Annotated in this window: 24 protein-coding genes; 14 read left to right on the plus strand and 10 right to left on the minus strand. The window is 46.2% G+C overall.

The genetic code is table 11. The features are described 5' to 3' along the window. Positions 1-1,686 (plus strand): calcium-binding protein (locus QUA78_RS16950; RefSeq protein ID WP_333398921.1); only part of this gene is annotated, 1,686 nt, incomplete at its 5' end. 309 nt (positions 1,687-1,995) lie between these two features. Here QUA78_RS16950 and QUA78_RS16955 read toward each other — a convergent pair. Beyond that, the gene (locus QUA78_RS16955) at positions 1,996-3,612 is read right to left on the minus strand and encodes a Ppx/GppA phosphatase family protein (protein ID WP_333304370.1); all 1,617 of its coding nucleotides are present in this window, start codon (positions 3,610-3,612) and stop codon (positions 1,996-1,998) included. A gap of 237 nt (positions 3,613-3,849) precedes the next feature. Between QUA78_RS16955 and QUA78_RS16960 the strand changes: the two genes are divergently transcribed. After that, positions 3,850-4,734 carry a 4-hydroxybenzoate solanesyltransferase gene (locus QUA78_RS16960; RefSeq protein WP_333304369.1) on the plus strand — a complete coding sequence of 295 codons (885 nt, stop codon included), beginning with the start codon at positions 3,850-3,852 and terminating at the stop codon, positions 4,732-4,734. 184 nt (positions 4,735-4,918) lie between these two features. Next, positions 4,919-5,812, plus strand: coding sequence for a serine protease (locus QUA78_RS16965; protein WP_333304368.1), 894 nt, complete (start codon positions 4,919-4,921; stop codon positions 5,810-5,812). Between the two features lie 17 nt (positions 5,813-5,829). On the opposite strand, the gene QUA78_RS16970 is transcribed toward QUA78_RS16965, so the two are convergent. Further along, positions 5,830-6,048, minus strand: a complete 219-nt coding sequence (locus QUA78_RS16970) for a tetratricopeptide repeat protein (RefSeq protein WP_333304367.1) — start codon at positions 6,046-6,048, stop codon at positions 5,830-5,832. A gap of 113 nt (positions 6,049-6,161) precedes the next feature. Between QUA78_RS16970 and QUA78_RS16975 the strand changes: the two genes are divergently transcribed. From QUA78_RS16975 to QUA78_RS16985, 3 genes are all read left to right on the plus strand, one after another. Next, the gene (locus tag QUA78_RS16975) at positions 6,162-6,347 is read left to right on the plus strand and encodes a hypothetical protein (protein WP_333304366.1); all 186 of its coding nucleotides are present in this window, start codon (positions 6,162-6,164) and stop codon (positions 6,345-6,347) included. A 389-nt stretch (positions 6,348-6,736) separates the two neighbouring features. Further along, positions 6,737-6,958 (plus strand): hypothetical protein, encoded by a 222-nt coding sequence (locus QUA78_RS16980; RefSeq protein WP_333168235.1) that lies wholly within the window; start codon positions 6,737-6,739, stop codon positions 6,956-6,958. After that, entirely contained in the window at positions 6,916-7,278 is a 363-nt protein-coding gene (locus QUA78_RS16985; RefSeq protein WP_333304365.1) for a type II toxin-antitoxin system PemK/MazF family toxin, read from the plus strand. Before QUA78_RS16980 ends, QUA78_RS16985 begins: the two co-directional genes overlap by 43 nt. A 182-nt stretch (positions 7,279-7,460) precedes the next feature. On the opposite strand, the gene QUA78_RS16990 is transcribed toward QUA78_RS16985, so the two are convergent. Together QUA78_RS16990 and QUA78_RS16995 are read right to left on the minus strand one after the other, a co-directional pair. Beyond that, the gene (locus QUA78_RS16990; RefSeq protein WP_333398930.1) at positions 7,461-7,811 is read right to left on the minus strand and encodes a type II toxin-antitoxin system PemK/MazF family toxin; all 351 of its coding nucleotides are present in this window, start codon (positions 7,809-7,811) and stop codon (positions 7,461-7,463) included. Then, a complete protein-coding gene (locus QUA78_RS16995) occupies positions 7,802-8,044 on the minus strand; it encodes a hypothetical protein (RefSeq protein WP_333304364.1) in 243 nt (80 codons plus the stop codon). Before QUA78_RS16995 ends, QUA78_RS16990 begins: the two co-directional genes overlap by 10 nt. A 143-nt stretch (positions 8,045-8,187) precedes the next feature. Between QUA78_RS16995 and QUA78_RS17000 the strand changes: the two genes are divergently transcribed. The 3 genes from QUA78_RS17000 (at position 8,188) to QUA78_RS17010 (ending at position 10,939) form a co-directional block, all read left to right on the plus strand. Next, positions 8,188-8,685 carry a TIGR00725 family protein gene (locus tag QUA78_RS17000; RefSeq protein WP_333304363.1) on the plus strand — a complete coding sequence of 166 codons (498 nt, stop codon included), beginning with the start codon at positions 8,188-8,190 and terminating at the stop codon, positions 8,683-8,685. Positions 8,686-8,693: 8 nt separating this feature from the next. Next, positions 8,694-9,215, plus strand: a complete 522-nt coding sequence (locus QUA78_RS17005) for a hypothetical protein (protein WP_333304362.1) — start codon at positions 8,694-8,696, stop codon at positions 9,213-9,215. Between the two features lie 422 nt (positions 9,216-9,637). Next, entirely contained in the window at positions 9,638-10,939 is a 1,302-nt protein-coding gene (locus QUA78_RS17010; protein ID WP_333304361.1) for a TPM domain-containing protein, read from the plus strand. A gap of 123 nt (positions 10,940-11,062) precedes the next feature. On the opposite strand, the gene wecB is transcribed toward QUA78_RS17010, so the two are convergent. Continuing rightward, the gene (gene wecB, locus QUA78_RS17015; RefSeq protein ID WP_333304360.1) at positions 11,063-12,175 is read right to left on the minus strand and encodes a non-hydrolyzing UDP-N-acetylglucosamine 2-epimerase; all 1,113 of its coding nucleotides are present in this window, start codon (positions 12,173-12,175) and stop codon (positions 11,063-11,065) included. Between the two features lie 208 nt (positions 12,176-12,383). On the opposite strand from wecB, the gene QUA78_RS17020 reads away from it, so the two are divergent. Further along, on the plus strand, positions 12,384-12,953 hold the full coding sequence (locus tag QUA78_RS17020) for a pseudouridine synthase (protein WP_333304359.1): 570 nt from the start codon (positions 12,384-12,386) through the stop codon (positions 12,951-12,953). 47 nt (positions 12,954-13,000) lie between these two features. On the opposite strand, the gene QUA78_RS17025 is transcribed toward QUA78_RS17020, so the two are convergent. Next, on the minus strand, positions 13,001-13,840 hold the full coding sequence (locus QUA78_RS17025; RefSeq protein ID WP_333304358.1) for a hypothetical protein: 840 nt from the start codon (positions 13,838-13,840) through the stop codon (positions 13,001-13,003). Between the two features lie 195 nt (positions 13,841-14,035). Between QUA78_RS17025 and ctpB the strand changes: the two genes are divergently transcribed. Then, positions 14,036-15,355, plus strand: a complete 1,320-nt coding sequence (ctpB, locus tag QUA78_RS17030) for a carboxyl-terminal processing protease CtpB (RefSeq protein WP_333304357.1) — start codon at positions 14,036-14,038, stop codon at positions 15,353-15,355. Positions 15,356-15,443: 88 nt separating this feature from the next. On the opposite strand, the gene QUA78_RS17035 is transcribed toward ctpB, so the two are convergent. The 4 genes from QUA78_RS17035 to QUA78_RS17050 all read right to left on the minus strand — a co-directional run bounded on the left by QUA78_RS17035 (position 15,444) and on the right by QUA78_RS17050 (position 20,268). Further along, the gene (locus QUA78_RS17035) at positions 15,444-16,748 is read right to left on the minus strand and encodes an Nramp family divalent metal transporter (RefSeq protein WP_333304356.1); all 1,305 of its coding nucleotides are present in this window, start codon (positions 16,746-16,748) and stop codon (positions 15,444-15,446) included. Between the two features lie 192 nt (positions 16,749-16,940). Further along, entirely contained in the window at positions 16,941-18,935 is a 1,995-nt protein-coding gene (locus QUA78_RS17040) for a heavy metal translocating P-type ATPase (protein WP_333398922.1), read from the minus strand. A 217-nt stretch (positions 18,936-19,152) separates the two neighbouring features. Then, positions 19,153-19,587, minus strand: a complete 435-nt coding sequence (locus QUA78_RS17045; RefSeq protein WP_333398923.1) for a VOC family protein — start codon at positions 19,585-19,587, stop codon at positions 19,153-19,155. A gap of 171 nt (positions 19,588-19,758) precedes the next feature. Further along, positions 19,759-20,268 (minus strand): TIGR02652 family protein, encoded by a 510-nt coding sequence (locus tag QUA78_RS17050; protein ID WP_333398924.1) that lies wholly within the window; start codon positions 20,266-20,268, stop codon positions 19,759-19,761. Positions 20,269-20,374: 106 nt separating this feature from the next. On the opposite strand from QUA78_RS17050, the gene QUA78_RS17055 reads away from it, so the two are divergent. The 3 genes from QUA78_RS17055 (at position 20,375) to QUA78_RS17065 (ending at position 24,228) form a co-directional block, all read left to right on the plus strand. Next, positions 20,375-20,920 carry a gamma carbonic anhydrase family protein gene (locus QUA78_RS17055; protein ID WP_333398925.1) on the plus strand — a complete coding sequence of 182 codons (546 nt, stop codon included), beginning with the start codon at positions 20,375-20,377 and terminating at the stop codon, positions 20,918-20,920. Positions 20,921-20,961: 41 nt separating this feature from the next. Then, positions 20,962-21,567: a Uma2 family endonuclease gene (locus QUA78_RS17060; RefSeq protein WP_333398926.1), complete on the plus strand. Its 606-nt coding sequence runs from the start codon at positions 20,962-20,964 to the stop codon at positions 21,565-21,567. A gap of 204 nt (positions 21,568-21,771) precedes the next feature. Then, entirely contained in the window at positions 21,772-24,228 is a 2,457-nt protein-coding gene (locus QUA78_RS17065; RefSeq protein WP_333398927.1) for a GH116 family glycosyl hydrolase, read from the plus strand. Positions 24,229-24,407 lie beyond the last annotated feature (179 nt).

Here is a 24,407-nt window from a genome sequence, read left to right on the forward strand (position 1 = left end):
ACGGGAACTCCGACACCGACTCCCACGGAAACTCCAACACCGACTCCCACGGAAACTCCAACACCGACGGGAACTCCGACACCGACTCCCACGGAAACTCCAACACCGACTCCCACGGAAACTCCAACACCGACGGGAACTCCGACACCGACTCCCACGGAAACTCCAACACCGACTCCCACGGAAACTCCAACACCGACGGGAACTCCGACACCGACTCCCACGGAAACTCCAACACCGACTCCCACGGAAACTCCAACACCGACGGGAACTCCGACACCGACTCCCACGGAAACTCCAACACCGACTCCCACGGAAACTCCAACACCGACGGGAACTCCAACACCGACTCCGACTTCCACGGAAACCCCGACTCCGACTCCGACGGGAACTCCGACACCGACGGAAACTCCGACAGGAACTCCGACACCTACTCCGACGGGAACTCCGACTCCGACTCCGACGGGAACTCCGACACCTACTCCGACAGGAACTCCGACTCCGACGGGAACTCCGACTCCAACGGGAACGCCAACGGGAACTCCAACGCCAACGGGAACTCCGACTCCGACGGGAACTCCTGTTGACTCTGACAGCGTTCGCGGCGGGGATACTGATTGCATTTGCGAACAGATTACCCTACCCGCGATCGGTTCGATTCCGGATCCGAATTCAGTCGATCGCACTTTCAATGGCACTGACGGCGACGACTTCCTCACTGGCAGCAATCTCAACGACGTTATCAGCGGTTTCAACGGCGACGACATTCTGCTGGGCCAAAAAGGCAACGACAATATTTACGGGGGACTGCCCAGCAATATCCCCCTTGGCCCGAATGCAGACAAAGACTTGCTGTTTGGCGGCGCTGGCAATGATTACCTCAACGGCGCCGGCGGCGACGATCGCATTTTCGGGGGTAAGGGCGATGATGTGGCCATCGGCGGCAAAGACGATGACTTGATTTGGGGCGACAAGGGCAATGATACTCTCATTGGGGCTCAGGGTAACGACTGCTTGTTTGGAGGCAGTTTTGACCCGTTTAACCCTGACTCGACTGGACGCGATTTGCTCTTTGGCGGTGCGGGCAACGACTTATTGAACGGGGGAGATGCTGCGGATACTCTAAGCGGCGGCGAGGGCAATGATACGCTTTACGGCGGCAAGGGCAATGACGTTGTGGTGGGGGGTACTGGCAACGATCTGCTGTTGGGCGATCGCGGCAGTGATAGCATTTGCGGAGACGACGGGGACGATACTATTTTCGGAGACAGGCCGATCGACTTTAACGGCGAGCCAGATTCCCTGTGCGGCGGTGCTGGCAATGATTTGATGTTTGGCAACGGCGGTAGTGACAAGCTATGCGGCGAGGAGGGCAACGATACTCTCTATGGCGGTAAAGGCGACGATTGTCTGATTGGGGGTTTGGGCAATGATATTCTCAGCGGCGACATTGGGCGCGATCGCTTTGTTTTAACAGCAGGTGAAGGCAGCGATATAATTACTGATTTCACCAATCGTGAAGATTTGCTGGTGTTAGCGGGCGGTCTAACTTTTGCTCAACTTAGTATTACCCAAAACGCTAATACAGCTTTCATCAGGATTGGTCAGAATGGTCAACTGTTGGCTGCTTTGAACGGAGTGCAAGCTAGTGCGATCGATCTAAATGATTTTACCATCTTCGGGTAAGCACTACATAATCTGCCCGCGTCTTGGTGAATGCCGAGCCTGGTATAGAAGTCCCTCAAACGCTTGCATTTTCGTAGCTTGTAGGTGCGCGCTGCCCTTCTAGGGTATTGGTGCGATCGACCGGCTTTACCCCATCCTACCGGCAGGCGATCGGCAATAAATTAGGTTTATTCCCGATTGCCTGTTAAAAGAAAAAGATTTAACGAGCGCAGCCAGAGAGATTTCAAGCGTTTGAGGGTCTTCTTCACCACCTTGAATCTCTCTGGCACAGCACCCTACAGTTTCTCGTTTCCAGGCTCTGCCTTGTATTTAAACGGGAACCAGAGTCGGCTCCAAAGTTGCCACTAATTTGAGATTGTACTCATCCTCAAAAGACGGCTTTTTATAATCCAAACTCCACAGCTCCAGAGCGCAATCGTCTTCTGGATTGAGCGGTTGCAGCCGCAAATGAAACTCTCGAACTTCTGGGCGGTGTTCGCATTTAAAATCCGAAATTGCGCCAATCTGCCGCCTGTCCAAAGCCACAGCCAACCGCAGAAAAGGATGCAACTTACTAACTACTTCCCGGTATTTTTTGGGAATAATCACAAAATTTTCGTGCTTCTTTTTCGGAGGGTTTTTTCGGTGATAGCGAGCTAAATTAGCAATGACTTCAATCTCTGTTTCAGTGTATCCCAATAACTCACCATTGCGAATTAAATAGTAAGAATGCTTGTGGTGCGCCGAATGACTGACGTACAAACCGCAGTTGTGCAGAATCGCGGCAGCCCACAGCAACTCGCGTTCTTCGGTTCCCCAATTGTGCAGGATTCCTTGAGTTTGGTCGAAGAAATTGAGCGCAAATGCTGCGGTTCTTTCGCTTTGTTCTAAATTGACTTGATATTTGTTAGCCATGTGCAGAGTGCTGCGCTGGCGGATTGAACCTTGATAGCGCAAGCGGTTTTCAATTAAACCGTGCGCCAGCATCCAGTCAACAATTACGCCTTCTCTCAGAGAGCGATCGCAAACAGTCAGCGATTCCATCCCTAATAGTGTCATCGCTTCCTGCAAAATCAAAGCGCCGGCCAGAATAATTTCCGCCCGCTTGTCCGACATTCCCGGAATTGCCAACCTTTCCGAGTAAGAAAGTTTGCGAAAGCGATTGACTAAATCGCGCAAATCTTTTAAAGTTAACTGATATCCGGCTAGGGGACTCGGCACTGTTCCCAACTTTTCGCGAGCGTTAATTGCCGCCAGAGTTTCGATGGTTCCAGCAGTGCCAATCAAGCGCAAAGTTTCGCCAGAATTGAATTGAGAGCGCAATTCGTCGATCGGTCTTTCCAGCGAAATCCGAATATAAGCTTGCAAATAAGCAAACTCCTCCCTGCTAATCGGGTCACTTTTGACAAATTGTCCTGTTAAGCGAACAGCACCAATTTTTGTACTGGTGAGACAGCGAGGCTCCGAACTGTCTCCTAAAATCAACTCCGTAGAACCGCCCCCAATATCAATAATCACCTGCGACTGATTGTTAAACTCCATACCCGAAAGAACGCCGAGATAAATTCTCCGCGCTTCTTCCTGACCGGAAATTAAACTCACATTCAGGTCTAATTCTTCAGCAACTTGTTTGAGAAACTCTCGCCCGTTAGGAGCTTCCCGAACAGCGCTCGTAGCCACAGCCATAATTTGTTCAGCATTAAAAGTTTTAGCAATATCTTGAAAGCGGCGCAGAGTGGCGATCGCCCTTTCCATAACCTCGGACTTCAAGCACCCTGTCTTAACCTCGCAATCGCCCAACCGAACCGTATCTTTTTCTCTAGCAATAATCGTAAACGCGGGCAATTTCGGATCGATGCGCGCCACCACCATGTGAAACGAGTTAGTACCCATATCAATAGCAGCAATAATGCGATTTGACTCCGCAGCAGCAAGTGAATTAACCATTGGAGTGTATAGGGGTTGACAGATATTTATGATTATTTCACGAATCCAGTTAGGCATTCTCTTAAATTAGCAAAAATCGGGAAATGCTGACTGGCCAAGACTTTCACCTGTTGGCAATTCCGGCAGAAGTACGCGCGAGCGAAGCTATCCCGTAGGGAATCGCCAGCAGAGATAGTAAGTGATTGTGCCTAAAATTTGATAAAATTTAGGGTTAAAAATCTCAAATCTATAATCGAAATGCTTACAGAGCCCGATCGCCAACCCGAATCCACCTTGCTAACCGTCGTGAGGCTTTTGAGATGGGACAAACCAGCAGGAAGGCTAATTTTAATGATTCCAGCCCTCTGGGCCGTTTTTTTAGCAGCCCACGGGAAGCCTCCCGCAGCATTGGTGGGCGTGATTGTGTTGGGTACCTTAGCCACGAGTGCGGCGGGATGCGTCATCAACGACTTGTGGGATCGCGATATTGATCCCGAAGTAGAAAGAACGCGATCGCGCCCCCTAGCATCCCGCGCCCTCACCGTGCAAACTGGAATAGGAGTTGCATTAATTTCCTTTGCTTGCGCGGCAATTCTCGCTTTTTATCTCAATCCTTTAAGTTTCTGGTTGTGCGTCGCCGCCGTACCAGTAATTATCTGCTATCCCCTAGCAAAAAGATTCTTTCCAGTGCCGCAATTAGTGTTATCAATTGCCTGGGGTTTTGCAGTTTTAATTAGTTGGAGCGCCGCGGTTGGGAAACTAGAATTAGCTACTTGGCTGCTGTGGGGTGCAGTCGTGCTGTGGACGTTAGGATTTGATACAGTTTATGCGATGAGCGATCGGGAAGACGACCTGCGTTTGGGCGTGAATTCCAGCGCGATATTTTTTGGGGATAATGCGGCTAGTGCTGTGGGTTTTTTCTTTGTTGGTACAGTCGGTTTGTTAGTGGCAATGGGAATTAATCTGCACTTGCACATTGGTTTTTGGATGGCAATTTGTGCGGCGGCAATTTTGTGGTTTTTGCAGTACAGTCAACTGCGAAAAGCGGATATTCCTAGGCGGGTTTATGGTCAAATCTTTCGCCAAAATGTTTGGGTGGGATTTGTAATATTGGCGGGGATGATTGTTGGGGAGATTTTTTAGACCTCGCCTAGGTGAGTGGAGGATGATTTCTTCGCACCCGGAAAGTTTGTCCTCTACTAATTTAATTGCTTTTTCGAGATTATTCTACTTTGGCTAAAGGCGATTAGTAGTTGGTGTCGAGGCAGTTAGTGTAATAATTATATCAGTATCTCAAACTGTTAATGTCAGCGAATGAGGTATAATTATGAGCCTGCTTTCACACTTTACTGGAACAATCAAAAATACAGCGTATTCCAAGTTTATGAAGTGTAGGGACAAGGCAATGCCGTGTCCCTACGGGCTGTGGCAAATATTAGCAATCTCAGTGCTACTAACTGTCATATTGAACGGTTTAGCGCGAGAAACACCAGAACATTTTTCAGCAGCATCTCCTGTTATCTCCGAACCAGTTAACCAGGAAGTTTCAGAAATTGCGAATCTTGTCACTGTCAGAATTTTATCTGATTCTGTGTCCGGTTCCGGCGTAATTATTCAGCGTCAAGGACAAACTTATACTGTTTTGACTAACAATCATGTGGTAGCTGATAATCAGGACAAAACTTATCAAGTATTGACAGCAGACGGACTGACGCATATTGCTAAATGGCTTCGTTCGTCTCAGTTTGGTAAAGTAGATTTAGCTTTAGTGCAGTTGACCACTTCTCAATCCTATCGAGTTGCGGAAATCGGAAACTCAAATCAGCTATCGGTGGGAGATGGGGTTTATGCTGCGGGTTTTCCGAATTGGCATTGGATTAATTCAGAGTCTATAGAGAAGACTCGGAATTGGGGGCTAAAAGCTTTTAAGTTAACGAGTGGGAAAGTGGGAATGTTGCCCGCTCAATCCCTTGAGAGTGGATACCAACTTGGTTACACTAATGATATTGCCGAGGGGATGAGTGGCGGGCCTGTATTGGATATTTCTGGTAAGTTGGTGGGGATTAATGGTAAATCGAAATATCCTTTGGGGGGAATTGATGTGTTTAAGTTGGCGGATGGGAGTGTGCCTTCTCAGGGTGTTTTTCGGCAGATGGAAGCTTTGAGTTGGGCGATTCCTCTTGATACTTTTCAGGAGTTAGCCAGTCATCTGAAGGGATGATTATTCTTAATTTGTCGTTACTGTTCGGATAATTTGTTTACTTGGTTAACAGCATCTTGCTCATCACTTGTCTTCCCTTGTTGCTTATACAAATCAGCGGCTTTTTGGTAATCTTGGATTGCACTCTGTTTGTCTTCAAGAGTAGATTTGAGATTACCCCGATTCTTGTAGGCATCAGCATAGTTGGGATTAAGTTGAATAGCCCGATCGTAATCTGCGAGCGATTTTATAGTCATTGCCTTTATTGCAGTTATTGAGTTTTAATGAAGCTGCTTCCCCGACGGTTTAGAGAAGTACGCCGCATCCGATCTGAGTGTGTGATAATTATCAAAAATATTATCACAACAAAATGATTATTGGCAAAACTCTTGGCGGACATTACTACATAATCAGCTCTTTGGGTAAAGGTGGATTTGGCGAAACCTACTTAGCACAGGACGAATATCTACCCGACAAGCCCTCGCCCGTGGTTAAGAGATTCCAGCCCCAGTCCAATGATCTCTTCTTGCTGCAAGAAGCCAAACGCCTGTTTTAAAGCGAGCCTCAACACCTGAACAAGTTAGGTAGCCACGATCGCATTCCGCAGCTATTCGCCCACTTCGATGAAAATCCAGAATTCGATCTCGTCCACAAGAGATTTTTCAGCGCTATCTGGAATTATAGCGATCGTCCTTTCTAATAATTCAGAAAGGCTCTCGCCCATAATTCGTCAAAAGAGCGATATCCCTTCTTACATCTGCGTTAATCTGTGTCCATCTGCGGTGAAAAAAGAGCGAGATCCCTTTCTCAGCCAAATGCAGAAAGGATCTCGCTCATGATTCATCAAAAGAGCGAGATCCCTTATTGTTGCATTCAACTAACAAAAAATTGTCATTTCAGTCAATTGTTGCTAAAATAATTACAAAAAACTATTCTGATTAGCCAATGAGCGACATCTCTATCAGCTTGCCAGATGACTTACTCACATACGTCAATCAAAAAGCGCCCAACCCCAGTGCTTTGATAGAATCTCTCTTAAAACAATGGCGAAAACAACAAGAAAACCAAGCTTTAGCAGAAGCTTGCAAGCTAATTGACGAATTAGATTTAGGATGGGATGAGGAATGGCAAGCTCAAGCGATTACCGACTGGGAAGCATCTGGATAGCTAGATTTGATCCCTCAGTAGGAACAGAAATACGCAAAACGCGCCCTGCGTTAGTCATTTCTGGTACGCTGTTCAACGAGCGGCGCAGCAAAGTGACTGTTTTGCCATTTACATCTGCTCGTCCTCACGATCCTCGGATTTCTGCTGCTGTGATATTAGTACCCGCATCCCCACAAAATGGTTTAGATGCAGATAGTTTGCTAGTCTGTGTCGATCCCATGACTTTCGACAAAACAAGATTAGTACAACAAGTGGGCCAATTGGAATCCGAGCTATTTTCCCAAAGTCAAGAGATTTTGCAGCGCTATCTGGAATTATAGCGAGATCGCTTTCTAATAATTCAGAAAGCCGATGGCCCATCATTCATCAAACGAGCGACATCCCTTCTTACATCTGCGTTAATCTGCGTTAATCTGCGGTTATTAAAAAAGAGCGAGATCCCTTTCTCAGCCAGATTCAGAAAGGATATCGCCGATAATTCCTTCTTTAAAAAGTTGAAAATTTACAAAGCAAACACAATTCTGAGATCTCGATCAATTTTTAGTAAAACCTCTGGCTCAACTTCACCTCGGATATCCACCAAGCGAGAAAAATAATGTATAGGGCGCGTTTGCAAACAATCTGCAAGAGATTTTTTTGTTAATCTATTTGCTTCTGAAGGTTCAATCTCCACATTACTTCTAATCTTGGCTTTTTTTTCACTCCAAGCAGTAATTGGAACCACCTGAATTATGGGAACTCTCTCATTATAAGTATTGTTAGTCACAATAATACAAGGTCTAATTTTTCCTGTTTCAGAACCCCTAGTAGGGTCAAGATTGACTTCAATAATTAGCCCCCGTTTCAGTTTGATTCCTTAGGCCATTCTTCTAAACCTAATTCCGCCAATTCCTGTAACTCTGTCTCTTCTGCATAGACTTCCGCATAGAGCATCGCTGATTCTTTCAACTGCTCGGTTTCTAACGCTAATTCCAACCGTTGAATCGCTATTCTAACCAATTCACTAGGATCTTTAAATCCATAGTTTTGACAGAGTTCTAAAAATTTTATCTGAGATTCATCTAGTTTAAATGTTTGCTCTTTCATAGTAAAAATACTAGGAAGCTTCAGAAAGTTAGTTATGTCAAAAGCTGTTTTTAGGAAGCCACTATCTTTATAATAACATACATTCGTAGATAGTGTGCAAAAACACTCGCAAGTATTAATAACACCATATTCACCCCAAAACTATGAAAAAAATCATCGTTGGCATCATGGGCCCGGGCGAAAGTGCCACATCAACCGACTTAGAAAACGCCTATCAACTCGGACAACTCATCGCCGAAGCAGGATGGATATTGCTAACTGGCGGTAGAAATGTCGGCGTCATGGATGCAGCCAACAAAGGAGCAAAATCAGCTAACGGTTTAACAGTCGGCATCCTTCCGGGAAATGACACTCGCGGCATTTCTGAAGCTGTAGATATTGCCATTGTCACCGATATGGGAAACGCCAGAAATAATATTAACATTCTTTCTTCAGATGTAATAATTGCTTGCGGTATGGGCACGGGCACGGCTTCGGAAATAGCCCTCGCTCTGAAAGCTAACAAACAAGTTATATTGTTAAATCACAGCGCCGAAAGTCAACTTTTTTTTAAAGGTTTAGCACAATTTAACATCTTTGTGGTAAACAATGCTGTAGAGGCTATGAATCAAGCTCGCGAAATCCTAGTAAATCCAAGATGAAATCCAAGATGAGAGTAAGCAAATTCAACTTTTGTGCGATCGGCATTTTCCTGACTTTGGGGATTTTCGTCAGTACCAAAGCAGACGGAGGAATTGCACAGTTCAGTTTCAGCAACAAATCCACTCAAAAATTAGCACAAACCCTCCCTCCTCCTCCCCCTTTCGCACAGCCTGTTACCGAACAAGAAGCGCCACCTATTCGCAGCGAATCCGTACCCGATCAAATCGCTTTAGCAACCCATTTACAGACAATCAAAGCTAGAATGTACGGTGCTTACTGGTGTCCTCACTGTCACACGCAACAAGAACTTTTTGGCACAGAAGCATTTACCGCAATTACTTACATTGAGTGCGATCCCAGAGGCAAAGATGCTCAACCCGATTTGTGCAAAGCTGCCAATATTAAAGCTTATCCCACTTGGGAAATTCGGGGGAAATATTACACGGGCCGGCAATCTTTGGAAAAACTTGCTATTTTATCCGGTTATAGAGGCAGCAGCAATTTTGGGCCACAACTTCCCTCTCATTAAAAATATCTTAATTAGTTCGCACTCGCCCACTAAAAAACCGGGTTTTTGAACCGAGAGTGACGGTTTTCAGCAATTATTAGGACTAAGACCAACTGTCACAACTAGGGGTTAAATTTTAGGTATGTAGTTGCGCTTCAGCGCTCTTAGCTTAGGAAAGAGCGCTGAAGCGCAACTACATACCTTTGTTTAATGTGCGAGTTGCGTAAGTCCTAAATTATTTTGCTTAAAAACCCGGTTTCTCGCCACCCGTGCGTCCAGACTATAAATGTAAAGTGCTTAGGGCGCACCTAAAATTATGATTTTTATGAATCCAATTTCTGAATAATATGAATTGACATCACAGTGAGCTGGTTATTTAATTGTAATTAGGCGGACAGATATATGTCACTTTCAGACTAGCAGTTATTCAGGAGACTGAAGCGATGCAGTTACAATTTAGCAATAAACAAATAATCTGGAGCAGTTTGCTGTGCTTTTCGGCAATTGCATTTCCCCTAACGAGCCAAGCTATAACAGTACAAAAAGTACCGAATCCCCGTCAATTAAATAATACTTGGGTAACGGACAAGGCAAACATTCTCAGCGACAGCACCGAAACTCAACTAAATCAAATGATTTCGGATTTAGAGGCGAAAAACGGCTCAGAAATCGCTGTTGTGACAGTGCTTGATACTAAACCATCTGCGACACCAAAAGCATTTGTTACAGAATTATTTAACTTTTGGGGTATTGGCAAAAAAGGTACAAATAACGGAGTTTTATTGTTGATTTCGTCGGGTGAACGCCGCGTTCAAATTGAAACAGGTTCTGGCATTCAAAGCATTTTACCCGATGCGAAGGTAGTGGGAATTATTAAAACGGAAATTACGCCCAGATTTAAACAGCAGGACTTTAACGGGGGCACATTAGCCGGGACAAAGGCGTTAGTAAATGTTTTACAAACTCCGACGGTAAATGCTCAATCTCAAACCACGCTGCCTTTGGCTCCAATCGTACCATCTCAAGGGGTGAAACCGTCAGCAATACCTAGCCAATCGCCAGTTATTAGCAATAGTACATCCACAGGTGAAGATTCATCGAATTTAATCTATGGCTTATTAGGGTTGTTATTCATAGCATTCATAGCATTTATACCTTGCTTCATTATCTTCAGGATATTTCGCAGCTTATTTTCTGGGAATTCTCCTTCCCCCTCCCACCGCCGTTATCCGCGCAATTACAGCAGTAACAGTCCCAATTACAGCAGTAACACCCACAACTATTACGGTGGGGCTGGCGACTACAGCACTAACATCATCGATTACAGTAGCACTAGCGACTACAGCACTAACAGTAATAGCGATGATTGCGGTGGCTACTACAGCACTAATAGCAGCGACTACAGTATTAGCAACAGTGACTACAGCAGTAACAGTAGTAGCGATGATTGCGGTGGCGATTACAGCACTAATAGCAGCGACTACAGTATTAGCAACAGCGACTGCGGAGGTAGCTTTGGCGGTGGCGACTCCAGCGGTGGCGGTGGCGGTGGCGACTACAGCATTAGCAGTAGCGACTCCAGCGGTGGTGGTGGCGACTCCAGCGGTGGCGGTGGGGGTGGCGACTACAGCAGTAGGGACTACAGCAGTAGCAGCAGTAGCGACTACAGCATTAGCAGCAGTAACGACTACAGCAGTAGCAGTAGCGACTACAGCAGTAGTGGGGGTGGCGGTGGGGATTGGTAATTCGGGAAAGGAGGCAGAAACCGGGTTTTTTTAGCAGGAATTACGCACTTTCTTTTAGAGTCCGCGCAGGCGGACTTTGTTTGTGTAGTGGCGGTTTCAACCGCCCAACTCGCGAGGGGGTAGTTAACTAAAATACTCTTCAACAATTTTCAAAATCCGCGACGCTGCCAAACCGTCCCCAAAGGGATTAATTGCCATTGCCATGGCGTTGTATGCTGCGGAATTGCTGAGCAATTCTGCCGCTGCTGTGAAAATTGTATCAGAATTCGTACCTACAAGTTTAGCGGTTCCTGCGGAAATTGCTTCTGGTCTTTCTGTGGTTTCTCGCAATACTAAAACTGGCTTGCCCAAACTAGGTGCTTCCTCTTGCAAGCCGCCGGAATCTGTTAAAATTAAATGACATCTCTGCATCGCTCCTACTAATTCTGCGTAATCTAAAGGTTCAGTTAAAAATACTCTCGGATGGTCGCCCAAAAGAGCTTGCAAAGGTTCTCGAACTGTCGGATTTCGGTGTAGAGGTAAGAGCAAGGCTGTATCGTGAAAATTATCTAAGATTTGGAGAAATGCCTGAGCAATTCCTGCTAAAGGTTCGCCCCAATTTTCGCGGCGGTGAACTGTTGCTAAGATAGTGCGATATTTGTTCCAATCTAAGTTAGGAATGTTGCATTCTGGTTCGCGTTTGGCGACAGAAAGCAAAGCATCGATTACTGTGTTGCCTGTACGGTGAATTTCTCCCAAAACGCCCGATCGCCCTAAATTCTCTTGGGCCAGCTCTGTCGGGGCAAAATGCAGCCGTGTGAGCTGAGATATCAACCGTCGGTTAGCCTCTTCGGGGTAAGGATTGAACACGTCGTCTGTCCGCAATCCGGCTTCTACGTGACCTACGGGTATTTTATGGTAAAATGCAGCCAAAGCAGCGGCAAACGCAGTCGTTGTATCGCCCTGAACTAAGACGATTTCGGGCTGCAATTCTTTAAACAAAGCTTCCAAACCCTGCAAACTCCGGGAAGTAATATCCGTCAAGGTTTGCTGGTGCTGCATAATTGCTAAATCCCGATCGGCTTTTAGATCGAACATTCGCATTACTTGCTCGACCATTTCTCGGTGCTGACCGGTTAAAATTATTTGGGTGTCAAAGGTTGGCGAACTTTTGAACTGTTGAATTACTGGGGCTAGTTTAATCGCTTCCGGGCGTGTTCCTAAGACGATGCAAACGCGGTGTGTGGCTTCGGGCATGGTAAAATAGGGTAGTTGAGATTTGCGAGGGTCTTAAAGGCTGAATATTTTATAGCAGGTTTGAATCGTTGGTTAATAAGATTTATTTTTTTATGAACCGCAGAGGGCGCAGAGGGCGCAGAGGAGAGAAGAGAGATAGAAGGTGTTTTTTTTTTAGTTATATCGTTTCTGCTTGCACTGTTGGTACATTTTTATTTTTTAATTTGTCATGCCCTATCGTTACATTCTATTTTATAAACCCTACGATGTTTTAACTCAATTCACTGACAACTCTAGCGAAACTAAACGCAGCACTCTCAAAGACTATATTCCTATTCCTAACATTTATGCAGTAGGAAGGCTCGATCGCGATAGTGAAGGTTTGTTGCTGCTAACCGATGACGGACAAATGCAGCACCGCCTCAGTGACCCGAAATTCGCTCATCCCCGCACTTACTGGGTGCAAGTCGAACGAATTCCCGATGCAAGTGCGATCGCAGCTTTGCAGACAGGTGTCACAATTCAAGATTATCGGACTCGATCGGCAAAAGTGCAATTATTGTCAGCAGAACCACCTTTGCCGCCCCGCGAACCGCCGATTAGATTTCGCAAAAACGTGCCGACAGCATGGCTGGAAATGACCCTCACAGAAGGCCGCAACCGCCAAGTCCGCCGGATGACCGCAGCAGTAGGGTTTCCGACGCTGCGGCTAGTCAGGAGTGCGATCGGGCATTTGCATCTCGAAGGCCTCAAACCCGGTGAATGGCGCGAACTAAGTCAAGCCGATTTGAGATTTTAGATTTTAGATTGGAGAATTAAAGTCAACAGTCAACCGTCAACAGTCAACTACTTTCGAGGCGGCAAAATAAAACTCTCCTTTCCATTCTTATCTTTTTGCACCTGAGCTCCCAACTTGACAAGAGCTTGTTTCGCCCTTTGACGCACCAACTTATCAGTTGTTTGAGCATAAACTGTGCTCCAAGCAGTAAACCGCACCGGTACGCTATCAGGATCTCGGCGCAAATACTCAGCAGTTGCTCGGAACATCGGTGCCAATGTCGGCCCTTGCGGGGTTCCTTGCACCCAATCAGCGGCCATTTCGTGAGAGTTAATTGACTCGGGAATATCCCCCAACAGCAGCAACTCATCAAGACCTTTAGTTCGCCACACTATCCACGCTTGGGGATTAATTTGTGGCGAAAGGGCGCTAGTACCGCGCTCTATCAAATTAACAGCAGTTTCAGGCTTTCCCTGATAAAAAGAAATAGCTGTGGAAAGAAACAGGTAAATGTCAGCCCACCTCGGGTCGCGCCGCGTAACTATGTCAAAATAATCTTGGCTGAGATTGTAGCCCGTCACATCTCGCGCTTCGTCGTCGCCAAAATACTGCAAAAATTTGAGAAATGTCCAATCTGCAATTAAATTGTCAAACCCAAAACTAGGGATAGTTTTGAGCATTTTCAGCCGCAGGGCTTCTTGCTGCGCTTCTTGCTGTGAGGCTTGCTTGAAACTGGCAGCAGAAATTGCAGAGAGCGGCTTTTGCCCCTGAACACCCACAGAGCGCATTCCGCCCAACTCCCCGCTCGACTGCATGGCAACGACTCCCGCCAGCGCTGCTAGACCGATAACTCCATTAACGAGCAGGCTCAACCACTTACGCGAAAATTGTTCGATTTTAGCTTCCACGGCACATTTAAATCCAAGTTTTAAATTAAGTTTATTGAAAGAGAGTAGTAATTGGTTGGCGATCGACTAAGAATCTCGTTAAACTGTCCAAAGGGATAGTGGAGCCTCCACACAATAGTTTAAGTAGTAGTGTGAGATTTTTTAGCAATATAAAATCTCAAATCAAAAATCTAAAATCGAATTGAGCCAAATTCAATGAATCAAGCCCGCAGACGCTTTTCTAAATTACAGGCAGCCCTGTTCAGTGGGGCGATGGCAACAACCGCTTCGATATCTTTACTCGTTCCCGGCCTGAGTCAATCAGTCCGCGCCGAGCTTCAAGATAGCCCCAAAGCTGTCTTAGACGAAGCTTGGCAAATTGTGAACCGAGAGTATGTTGATGGCAGCTTTAACAAGACTGACTGGCAAGTAACTCGCCAAGACTTGCTGAGCAAAAATTATACTTCTCGCGAAGCTGCCTACACCGCCCTCCGCAAAGCCCTAGAGAAATTAAACGACCCCTACACGCGCTTCATGGACCCGAAGCAGTACGAAGCGCTGACGAATCAAACCTCCGGGGAACTGACAGGGGTGGGGATGAGGCTGGAAGAAGACGAGAAAACGAAAGCGATTAGGGTAGTCGAGCCGATGGAAAATTCCCCGGCCCTGAAGGCAGGGATTCAAGCGGGCGATACGATTTTGGTGATTGACGGCAAAGCTACCAAAGGCATGACTGTCTCGGATGCGGCTCAGGTAATTCGGGGCGACGAAGGCACGAAAGTCACGCTGCGGATTGCTCGTCAGGGCAAAAGCGAATTTGATATCACTCTGACTAGGGCGAGAATTGAGGTAGCAGCGGTTCGCTACAGCCTCAAGAATGAAGGCGGTAAGAATGTCGGTTACATCCGCTTGCAAGAGTTTAGCTCCCACGCGGGCGAACAAATGCAGGCGGCGATTAAAAAGCTCTCGGATCAGAAAGCTGACGCTTTTGTGTTGGATTTGCGGGGCAATCCCGGCGGGTTGCTGCGAGTGAGCATTGATATTGCTCGGATGTGGATGGATACCGGGGCGATCGTCCGCACAGTCGATCGCGCGGGCGATTCTCAGGAAATGCGGGCAAACCGCACTGCAATCACTGACAAGCCTTTGGTGGTGCTCGTGGACGACAACTCAGCCAGCGCCAGCGAGATTTTGGCCGGTGCTCTGAAGGACAACAAGCGCGCAACTGTGATGGGCGGCCAAACTTTTGGCAAAGCTTTGGTGCAGTCGGTGCATTCTTTGGCTGATGGTTCGGGATTGGCGGTGACGATCGCTCACTACTATACTCCCAACGGTACCGATATCAGCCACAAGGGGGTTACTCCTGATGTTAAGGTCGAAGTAACCGACGAACAAAAGCTGAAATTAGCTAACAAACCGATGTTGGTGGCGACTAAGGACGATCCTTGCTACGCGCAGGCGATCGCACTTTTGAAAACTACCGCTTCCTCGGCCCGTCCCGTTGCCGCTAAAGAGGTTCTTGTTCCTCAGAAGTAGTTGAAACCGTCAGTCCTTAACAATTAGCTTTAAGATAAAACCCGCGCAGGCGGGTTTTGTTTTTGTAGTTTTATTTAGCTTCAGATTGCTAGAAAATGGTTTGTAATAACAGCCAACTATTTAATCCTACTATAATACTAGCCACGAACCAAGCTACTGCTTTGAGCCAAAATGGATTCACAAACTCTCCCATTAAGCGGCGGTTTGAGGTAAACATTACCAAGGGAATTACTGCAAAAGGTAATTGCAAACTGAGAATCACTTGACTGAAAACCAGTAAATTAGTTGTACTGCCTTCACCGAACAAGATAATTGCGATCAAAGCCGGTACAATTGCAATCAGTCGAGTCAGCAACCGCCGCAACCAAGGCCGCAGCCGAAAATTGAGAAACCCTTCCATCACAATCTGTCCTGCTAGAGTTGCAGTCAAGGTTGAGTTCTGCCCCGAAGCCAATAAAGCAAAAGCAAAAATTGCACTGGCATAACCCACACCCAGCACCGGAGAAAGCAGTTTGTAAGCATCTTGAATTTCTGCTACTTCTTGATAGCCAGAAAAGTGAAAAGTTGCAGCAGACAATATCAGAATTGCTGAATTAATAAACAAAGCTATTGACAGCGCTACGGTAGAATCAATTGTGCCAAATTTAATTGCTTCCCATTTTTTATCAGAAGCTTCTTCCCAAGCGCGAGTTTGCACGATCGATGAATGCAAGTAAAGATTGTGCGGCATCACCGTTGCCCCCAAAATACCAACCGCAATATAAAGCATTGCCTGATTTTGCAAAATCTCTAGGCTGGGAACATAACCGAGTAAAACTCCTCCGGCATCAGGTTTTGCAAAAATCATTTCGGCAATAAAGCAACCGCCAATAATTGCAATAATCGTAATCACTAAAGCTTCGATATAACGAAAGCCTTTTCCTTGTAGAAATAGCACCATTATCACATCTAGCGCAGTGATGCACACTCCCCAAACTAAGGGAATGCCAAATAGCAATTGCAGTCCGATCGCACTTCCAACAAGTTCAGCTAAATCGCAAGCAGAAATAGCAATTTCACAAAGTATCCACAGCAAAAAACTGACTCGCGGACTGAAATAATCTCGACAAGCTTGTGCCAAATCTCGTCCCGTTGCCACTCCCAAACGCACGCAGAGTGATTGCAGCAAAATTGCCATCAAATTAGATAGCAAAATCACGCTTAATAGCGCATAGCCAAACTTTGCTCCCCCCGCTAAATCAGTCGCCCAGTTTCCGGGGTCCATGTAACCGACTGAAACCAAATATCCAGGCCCTGCGTAGGCCAGCATTTTACGCCAGAAACCTTTGCTGTTAGGAACGGGGATGCTGCGGTGAACTTCAGGCAAGCTGGGCCTATTTTCGGGGTGAGTCATTGGTTTTACCTTTAAATAATTTTCATATTCTTTTCATATTCTCACAAAGGTAGCGGAATGTCATCAGTCGGATCGAAATCCGGCAGAGTCACCGTATATATTAAGTTGTGTATATTTTGAGGTTGAACTGAGGTGCGCGCGATCGACTATGATGAGGTCGATCGGCAAAAATCACCCTTGTCTGCGAACACTCTATTTCAAAACTCTAGTCGCATTAAAAATAGCTGCTAAAGCTACCCCAACATCAGCAAAAACTGCTTCCCACATTGTCGCTAAACCAAAAGCACCCAAAGCAATAAATATGCCTTTGACTAACATGGCAAAAATGATATTTTGCCAAACAATATTGTGAGTTTTTCGGGCAATTTGGATGGCTTCAGCCACCTTTGACGGTGCATCTGACATAATTACAACATCGGCAGTTTCGATCGCCGCATCCGAACCCAAACCCCCCATCGCTATGCCCACATCAGCTCTAGCAAGCACTGGTGCATCATTAATTCCATCCCCGACAAAAACAATTTTGTCGCCTTTTTTAGATTCGCCGATCAGTTTTTCGATCGCCTCGACTTTTCCTTCGGGTAATAAGTCGGCTAAATAGGAATCTAAACCGAGCTTTTTCGCAACACTATCGGCTACAGCTTGATTATCTCCTGTGAGCATCACGATTCGCTCAACACCCAGTTTCTTGAGGTCGCGAATAGCCTGTACTGCGTCTTCCTTAAGCTCGTCAGCAATCAAAATATACCCAGCGTAGCGGTTGTCTACCGCTAAATGCACGATCGTACCTTCAGCATTGCAGACATCGTGAGCAATGTTTTCTCGGTGCAGCAAACGGTCATTTCCCGCAAGCACAATTTGATTATTTAATTTTGCTCGGATGCCGTGTCCCGCTATTTCTTCGTAATCTTTCACATCCGATGAATCTATTTTTCCGCCGTAAGCTTCCAGAATAGATTTCGCGACTGGGTGATTTGATTGAGATTCTATTTTAGCCGCTATTGCCATTAACTCTGTTTGGGAAAAACCATTCTGAGGCACAATTTGTGCTACTTGAAAAACTCCTTTTGTTAGAGTTCCTGTTTTGTCCAAAACAACGGTCTTGACTGCTGTCAGGGTATCTAGAAAAGTCGAGCCTTTAACCAAAATACCGCGCTTGGCTGCACCGCCAATTCCCCCAAAGTATCCCAGAGGAATGCTAATCACCAATCCGCAAGGACAGGAAATAACTAATAAGACAAGGGCGCGGTAAACCCATAAAAAGCGATCGGCATTAGTTGCTCCTGAAATCAACAAAGGCGGAATTAAAGCCACTGCTAGCGATGCAAATACGACAAAAGGCGTGTAGTAACTGGCAAATTTAGTGATAAATTTCTCAGTTTCAGCTTTTTTGCTTCTGGCATTTTCTACTAATTCCAGAATTCGGGAGATTGAAGATTCGCCGAAGAGTTTGGTAACTTTGACGGTGAGAACTCCTGTCTGGTTAATTGTTCCTGCTAAAACTGTTTCTCCAACTTTCACGGTTCGAGGTACTGATTCTCCAGTTAGTGCAGATGTGTCAATCTGAGAGTTGCCGTCGATAATTTCCCCGTCTAAGGGAATTTTTTCTCCCGGTTTGACAAGGATGATATCGCCGACAGCTACGGTTTCTGGCGCAACTTTTTTGATGTCGCCGTTGTCCTTGAGGTTGGCATAATCTGGGCGAATTTCTAAAAGCGATTTGATCGATTGACGAGATCGCCCGATCGCAAATTCTTGAAAAAGTTCTCCGATTTTGAAAAATAACATCACCCCGACTGCTTCAGGGAGTTTGTGAATGGCTACAGCGCCGAGTGTTGCTACAGTCATTAAGAAATTTTCATCAAAAAATCGACCTCGCAGAATATTGCGCCCCGCAATGGTTAAAACATTCCATCCGCTTAAAAGATAGGCTGGGATGAAAACCAGATATTCACCTATAGAATAGGGCGTGTTGTGCAGTTTTTCTTCAAAAATTAAACCGCCGACAAATAGTACAACAACCAATATCACAGGAATCAATTCTTGCTTGAGGTTAAAATCTCCGTTCCCGTGGTCGTGGTCGTGGCCGTGGTCGTGGTCGTGGTCGTGGTTATGATTCTCATGGCTGTGTTCGTGGTGGTCGTCGTGACTACAGCAGCCGGAATCGCTCGATTTGGCTTTTTGCATGGTTTTTCCTAGGTTTATTCTAACAAATGATAGTATGAATAGATATTCATATTATAGAGTCAAAAATAAAATCTACTAGATTTTGAGTTAAAAATCTAGTAGATTTTATAAAAATATTGTTAAGTTGGTAGGGAACGTTATGAGGGATTAAGAGTAATAACTATTCTCAGTTTCCGATTGAGAGAGAGAATGATTATCCATAGTCGTTAGTGATTAACTAATTAAGCCGCCGGATAAATTCTAAAGGCAAACCATCAGTATCGGCAATAAAAGCTACTTCGTAAACATTTTGCCCGATCGCCTGTTGAGTCGGTTCTAATAAAACTTTCAAAGATTGAAACTGGTTTGGTTGGTCTTTAGCAGCTTCCTCAAACCGCTCTTTCAAAGACTGCAACCAACTAGGCAAGTCAGTTGTCGCCTCAGTTAAATCAAAAGATAAATGATAGTATCCAACATAATGCTCGTCTCCGAAAGCATCCGGTGCGGGTTTTGGTTCCGGGATTTGAATGAGTTCGATGCGTCCGTTGAGACCTTCCATCCAACAGGCTAGGGTGTAACCTGTGGTAAAGCGATCGCTTACAGTAAACCCCAACTGTTCGTAAAAGGCGATCGCCCGGTGAATGTTAGCAGTGCGAATCGAGGCGTGGTGCATTTGATTTTGTCAGTTGACAGTTGTCAGTTGGCAGTTGGCAGTTGTCAGTTGGCAGTTGGCAGTTGTCAGTTGTTATTTGTTACCTAATACTTACTAATAAACTAATAACTAATAACCAATAACCAATAACCACTGCCTAATGACCAATGACTAATGACTAATGACTAATAACTATTCAAACAACCGAAAATAGGGATATCTAATCGGAACTCCCGGCTCTTTTTCCAAATCAAAATTAATCACTTCCCAACAAGGATCTTCTTGGGGGTCGGGGCTAAAATCCACAGGCAAACCGTACAGCCTCGGCCGGGGCGATTCCGCCTGACCGCGCCAAGGCGTGCTGCGTTCCAAATAAGCGCTGATTAAGTCCCGATAGCGTTGGGCAACGATCACGCGAGTTGCTCGGTAGCCTTGAGTATAGAGTCGATCGAGCGCTTCGTGAATTTCAAACCGAATCCCGTCCGGGTGCGTGTGCTGGCGATACCATTCACTCTCCCAGCGGCGCCAGTGCCGCCCAGACTGAAGGTGAACCAGTTCCCCAGTTTTTGGATCTGCCTCAAATGCCCCGTGACGCGGACACAAATAGGTATCCGTGAGCGTTAGAGCCGGAATTGTTTGGCGACAGTGGGGACACTGAATTTCCGGGCCAAACATCGGGTATTGCAAGGCAACTTCAATCATTTATTTGCGTCCCAGCATATTTTCTCTGCAAAAGTCCCAAATACTTTTATTATATCCCGTATCAAGAACCAGCTAATCTGCTAGAAGTATAACGATCGACCAACAAATGAGCAATCTCAACGAATCTCTGCGTGCACTTCCTTCCTATTGGCCCAGGCCCGATCTATCCCAAGCGGCTTTTGTCGCTGAAGGTGCTGTTGTGATCGGCAGGGTTGAGGTGGCAGCGGGCGCTAGTATCTGGTACGGGGCGGTGGTGCGGGCGGATGTAGAGCGAATTGCGATCGGCTCAAGTACCAATATCCAAGATGGAGCAATTCTGCACGGCGATCCCGGGAAACCGACTGTTTTGGAAGATTTCGTGACAGTCGGACACCGAGCCGTGATTCACTCAGCTTACATTGAACGGGGCTGCCTGATCGGGATTGGGGCGATCGTCCTGGACGGAGTGAGGGTGGGCAGAGGCTCTATCGTCGGTGCAGGGGCGGTTGTCACCAAGGACGTTCCCCCTCATACGCTAGTTGCGGGAGTGCCTGCCAAACGCCTGCGGGATGTCTCTGAGGAAGAAGCGGCCGAGTTGGTGGAACACGCTAAGCGTTACGAAAAGTTGGCTTTGGTTCACGCGGGGAAAGGAACTGATTTGGGATTTGGTTAGTTGATAGAATAAGATTTTAAGCAAAAAACTATTAGTTTCCAATGGCTTACACCGCGCAAAAAATCCTAACTTTTGAAACATTCCTCGATCGATATTGTGACAACTTCCGCTACGAGCTCGCTGACGGAGAATTAGTTGACATGGAACCCACAGGCCCACACGAAACCGTCAGCGGTAAACTAGCAACTCAAATCGGCATCGCCATCGCAGCCGAAAAACTACCTTGGTTCATTCCCCGCACTTGTTTAATCCGTCCATTCTCAGATGCAGCTACTGCCCGCCGTCCCGATATTGTCGTATTAGATGAAACTGCTATTGTCAGCGAACCTCTTTGGGAAAGAGAACCTGTGATTACGCTGGGAAGATCTATTAAATTGGTGGTAGAAGTCGTCAGCACTAACTGGGAAACAGATTACGCCCGAAAAGTTGAAGAATATGCTCTTTTAGGGATTCCAGAATATTGGATAGTTGATTATCGCGGATTAGGGGGTGTGGCTTTTATCGGTAAACCAAAACAACCTACTATCACCGTTTGCCAACTGATTGACCAAGATTACACCCAGCAACAATTTCGCCTCGGCCAACCGATTATTTCTCCTCTGCTAAAGAACTTGGAACTTCGGTTAGATGATATTCTTCCGCGTTAGGGGAATCGCCCAAGCGATTTTAGATTTTATATTTTAGATTTTAGATTGGAGAATTGATGAAGCCGGGGAACCTGAAACCAATTGCTTTAGGTCAACAATCAACAGTCAACAGTCGTCGGAAATATCGGGATTTGTTCGAGCGATAAAAGCTTAAACTTAAATAAAAAAAATTGTAAAGCTCGATCGAGCGCTAAAATTGATGACATGAATAACGATCGCACATCCCATCCAAACATCCCCCCACAGGCCTGGAAACGTCCCATCGGCCTCGGTTGGGAGAATCCCTATACAGTCCGCTACGCCAGCAATCTCGACGACGGCCCCTGGCACGGAATGCCTCTGGGCGGGTTCGGTGCCGGCTGCATCGGGCGATCGTCCCGCGGCGACTTCAACCTCTGGCACATTGACGGCGGCGAACACATTTTTCGCAGTTTGCCCGCTTGTCAGTTCAGCGTTTTTGAAGAAACTCAAGGCAAGAAACAAGCTTTTGCACTGTCCACTGAACCGCCTACCGATGGCAGTTTATCTAGTTGGAAATGGTATCCATCGGAAGGAAGAAGGAAAAAGGAAGAAGGAAGAAGGGAAGAAGAAGAAAGAACCGGGGAAGAGTCTAATTCTTCGGGGAGTTATCATGCTTTGTATCCGCGCAGTTGGTTTGTTTACGAAAATGTGTTTCAGGCTCAATTAAGCTGCGAGCAATTTTCGCCAATTTTGCCAAACAATTATCAGGAAAGCAGTTACCCAGTTGCCATGTTTGAATGGGTGGCGCACAATCCTACAGATGCGCCGATTACTCTTAGCATCATGCTGACTTGGGAGAATATTGTCGGTTGGTTTACTAATGCCAATAAGTCGCCGAAAGTGATGGTGCGAGATGATGGCAGTCCATTTTATGATTATAAACCCCGGTGGGGAGAAAGTGCCGGAAATTTGAATTTGTTGGTGGAAGATTTTCACCGGATCGGTTGCGTCATGACGCGGTTGACTGCTGAGGACGAACCGCAAGAGGGGGATGGACAATGGGCGATCGCAACTATTACTAATCCGGCGGTAGAAGTATTTTATCAAACTCGCTGGAACCCGGCGGGGAATGGCGAGGATATTTGGCGCAACTTTTCTGCTGAAGGTTTCTTGTTGGATGACAGAGACGAGACAGCAGCAGCAGCAGGAGAACAGTTGGCTTGTGCGATCGCAGTTCGCTTTACTATTCGACCGGGAAAAACTCGCAAAATTCCCTTTATTATAGCTTGGGATTTGCCAGTTACTGAGTTTGCATCGGGAGTTTGGTATTACCGCCGCTATACGGATTTCTTCGGCCGCAACGGCAAAAATGCTTGGCCGATTATTCGCACTGCAATGAAGCATTCCGATACTTGGCGCGAAAATATTGAAGCTTGGCAAAAACCCATTTTAGAACGGAAAGATTTGTCAGACAGTTTTAAAATGGCTTTGTTTAACGAGTTGTACATCCTAACTGACGGCGGTACGCTGTGGAGTGCGGCTGACGAACGCGATCCGAAGGGTCAATTTGCGGTTTTGGAGTGCATTGATTACCGCTGGTACGAAAGTTTGGACGTGCGGCTTTACGGTTCTTTTGCTTTGTTGATGCTGTGGCCGGATTTGGAAAAGTCGGTGGTTTTAGCGTTCGCTAGGGCAATTTCAGCCGGAGACGATACGCCGAGAATTATTGGCTGGAATCAAGCTTCGGCTATTAGAAAAGCTGTCGGTGCGACGCCGCACGATTTGGGTGCTCCCAACGAACATCCTTGGGAGAAAACGAATTATACTAGCTATCAAGATTGCAACTTGTGGAAGGATTTGCCTTGCGATTTTGTGTTGCAGGTTTATCGGGATTTCCTGTTGACTGGCGGCACAGATTGTGAGTTTCTGCAAGAGTGTTGGCCGGCAATTGTTGAGGCTTTGGCTTATCTGAAAACTTTTGATGAGGATGGGGACGGAATTCCTGAGAATTCGGGAGCACCGGATCAGACGTTTGATGATTGGCAAATGCGGGGGATAAGTGCGTATTGCGGGGGTTTGTGGTTGGCGGCGCTGGAGAGTGCGATCGCGATCGGCGAAATCTTGGAAGATGCAGCACCGCAGATAATTCCTAACCCTCAAGCAAAGATAGCATTATATCACAGTTGGCTGCTACAAGCAAGACCTAGCTATCAAGAAAAACTGTGGAACGGTCAATATTACCGTTTGGACAGCGAGAGTAATTCCGAAGTGGTGATGGCCGACCAACTGTGCGGTCAATTTTACGCGAAACTGTTAGGATTGCCGGATATTGTGCCGCCGGAATGTGCAGTCAGCGCTTTAGAAACTGTGTACGAATCTTGCTTTTTGAAGTTCAACGATGGCGAGTTCGGTGCGGCAAATGGGGTGATGCTGAACGGTTCGCCGGAAAATCCCAATGCAACTCATCCTTTGGAAGTTTGGACGGGGATTAATTTTGGGTTGGCCGCTTTTTTGGTACAGATGGGAATGGAGGAGAAAGCATTTAAATTGACGGAGGCGGTGGTTAAGCAAATTTATGAAAATGGGTTGCAGTTTCGCACGCCGGAAGCGATTACGGCGGGGGGGACTTTTCGGGCGAGTCACTATTTGCGGGCGATGGCAATTTGGGCGATTTACGGGGTGTTGACTAATTTTAAATAGGGAATTGGTATATTAGCTGGTGCATCCCACTAAGATTTAAAAAAATTACGCCTTTAACCCCATTTTTACCAAGGAAAACGGTTAATTCAACTATCAATTTTATTGACAGTAAAAATTTGCCGCATTCGAGGAAGACATTAATGTTTCATGCTCAAACTTTACCTATGCTAAAATTTGAG

It is taken from the genome of Microcoleus sp. K4-B3 (assembly GCF_036704615.1).
In the GTDB taxonomy this organism is placed as follows: domain Bacteria; phylum Cyanobacteriota; class Cyanobacteriia; order Cyanobacteriales; family Microcoleaceae; genus Microcoleus.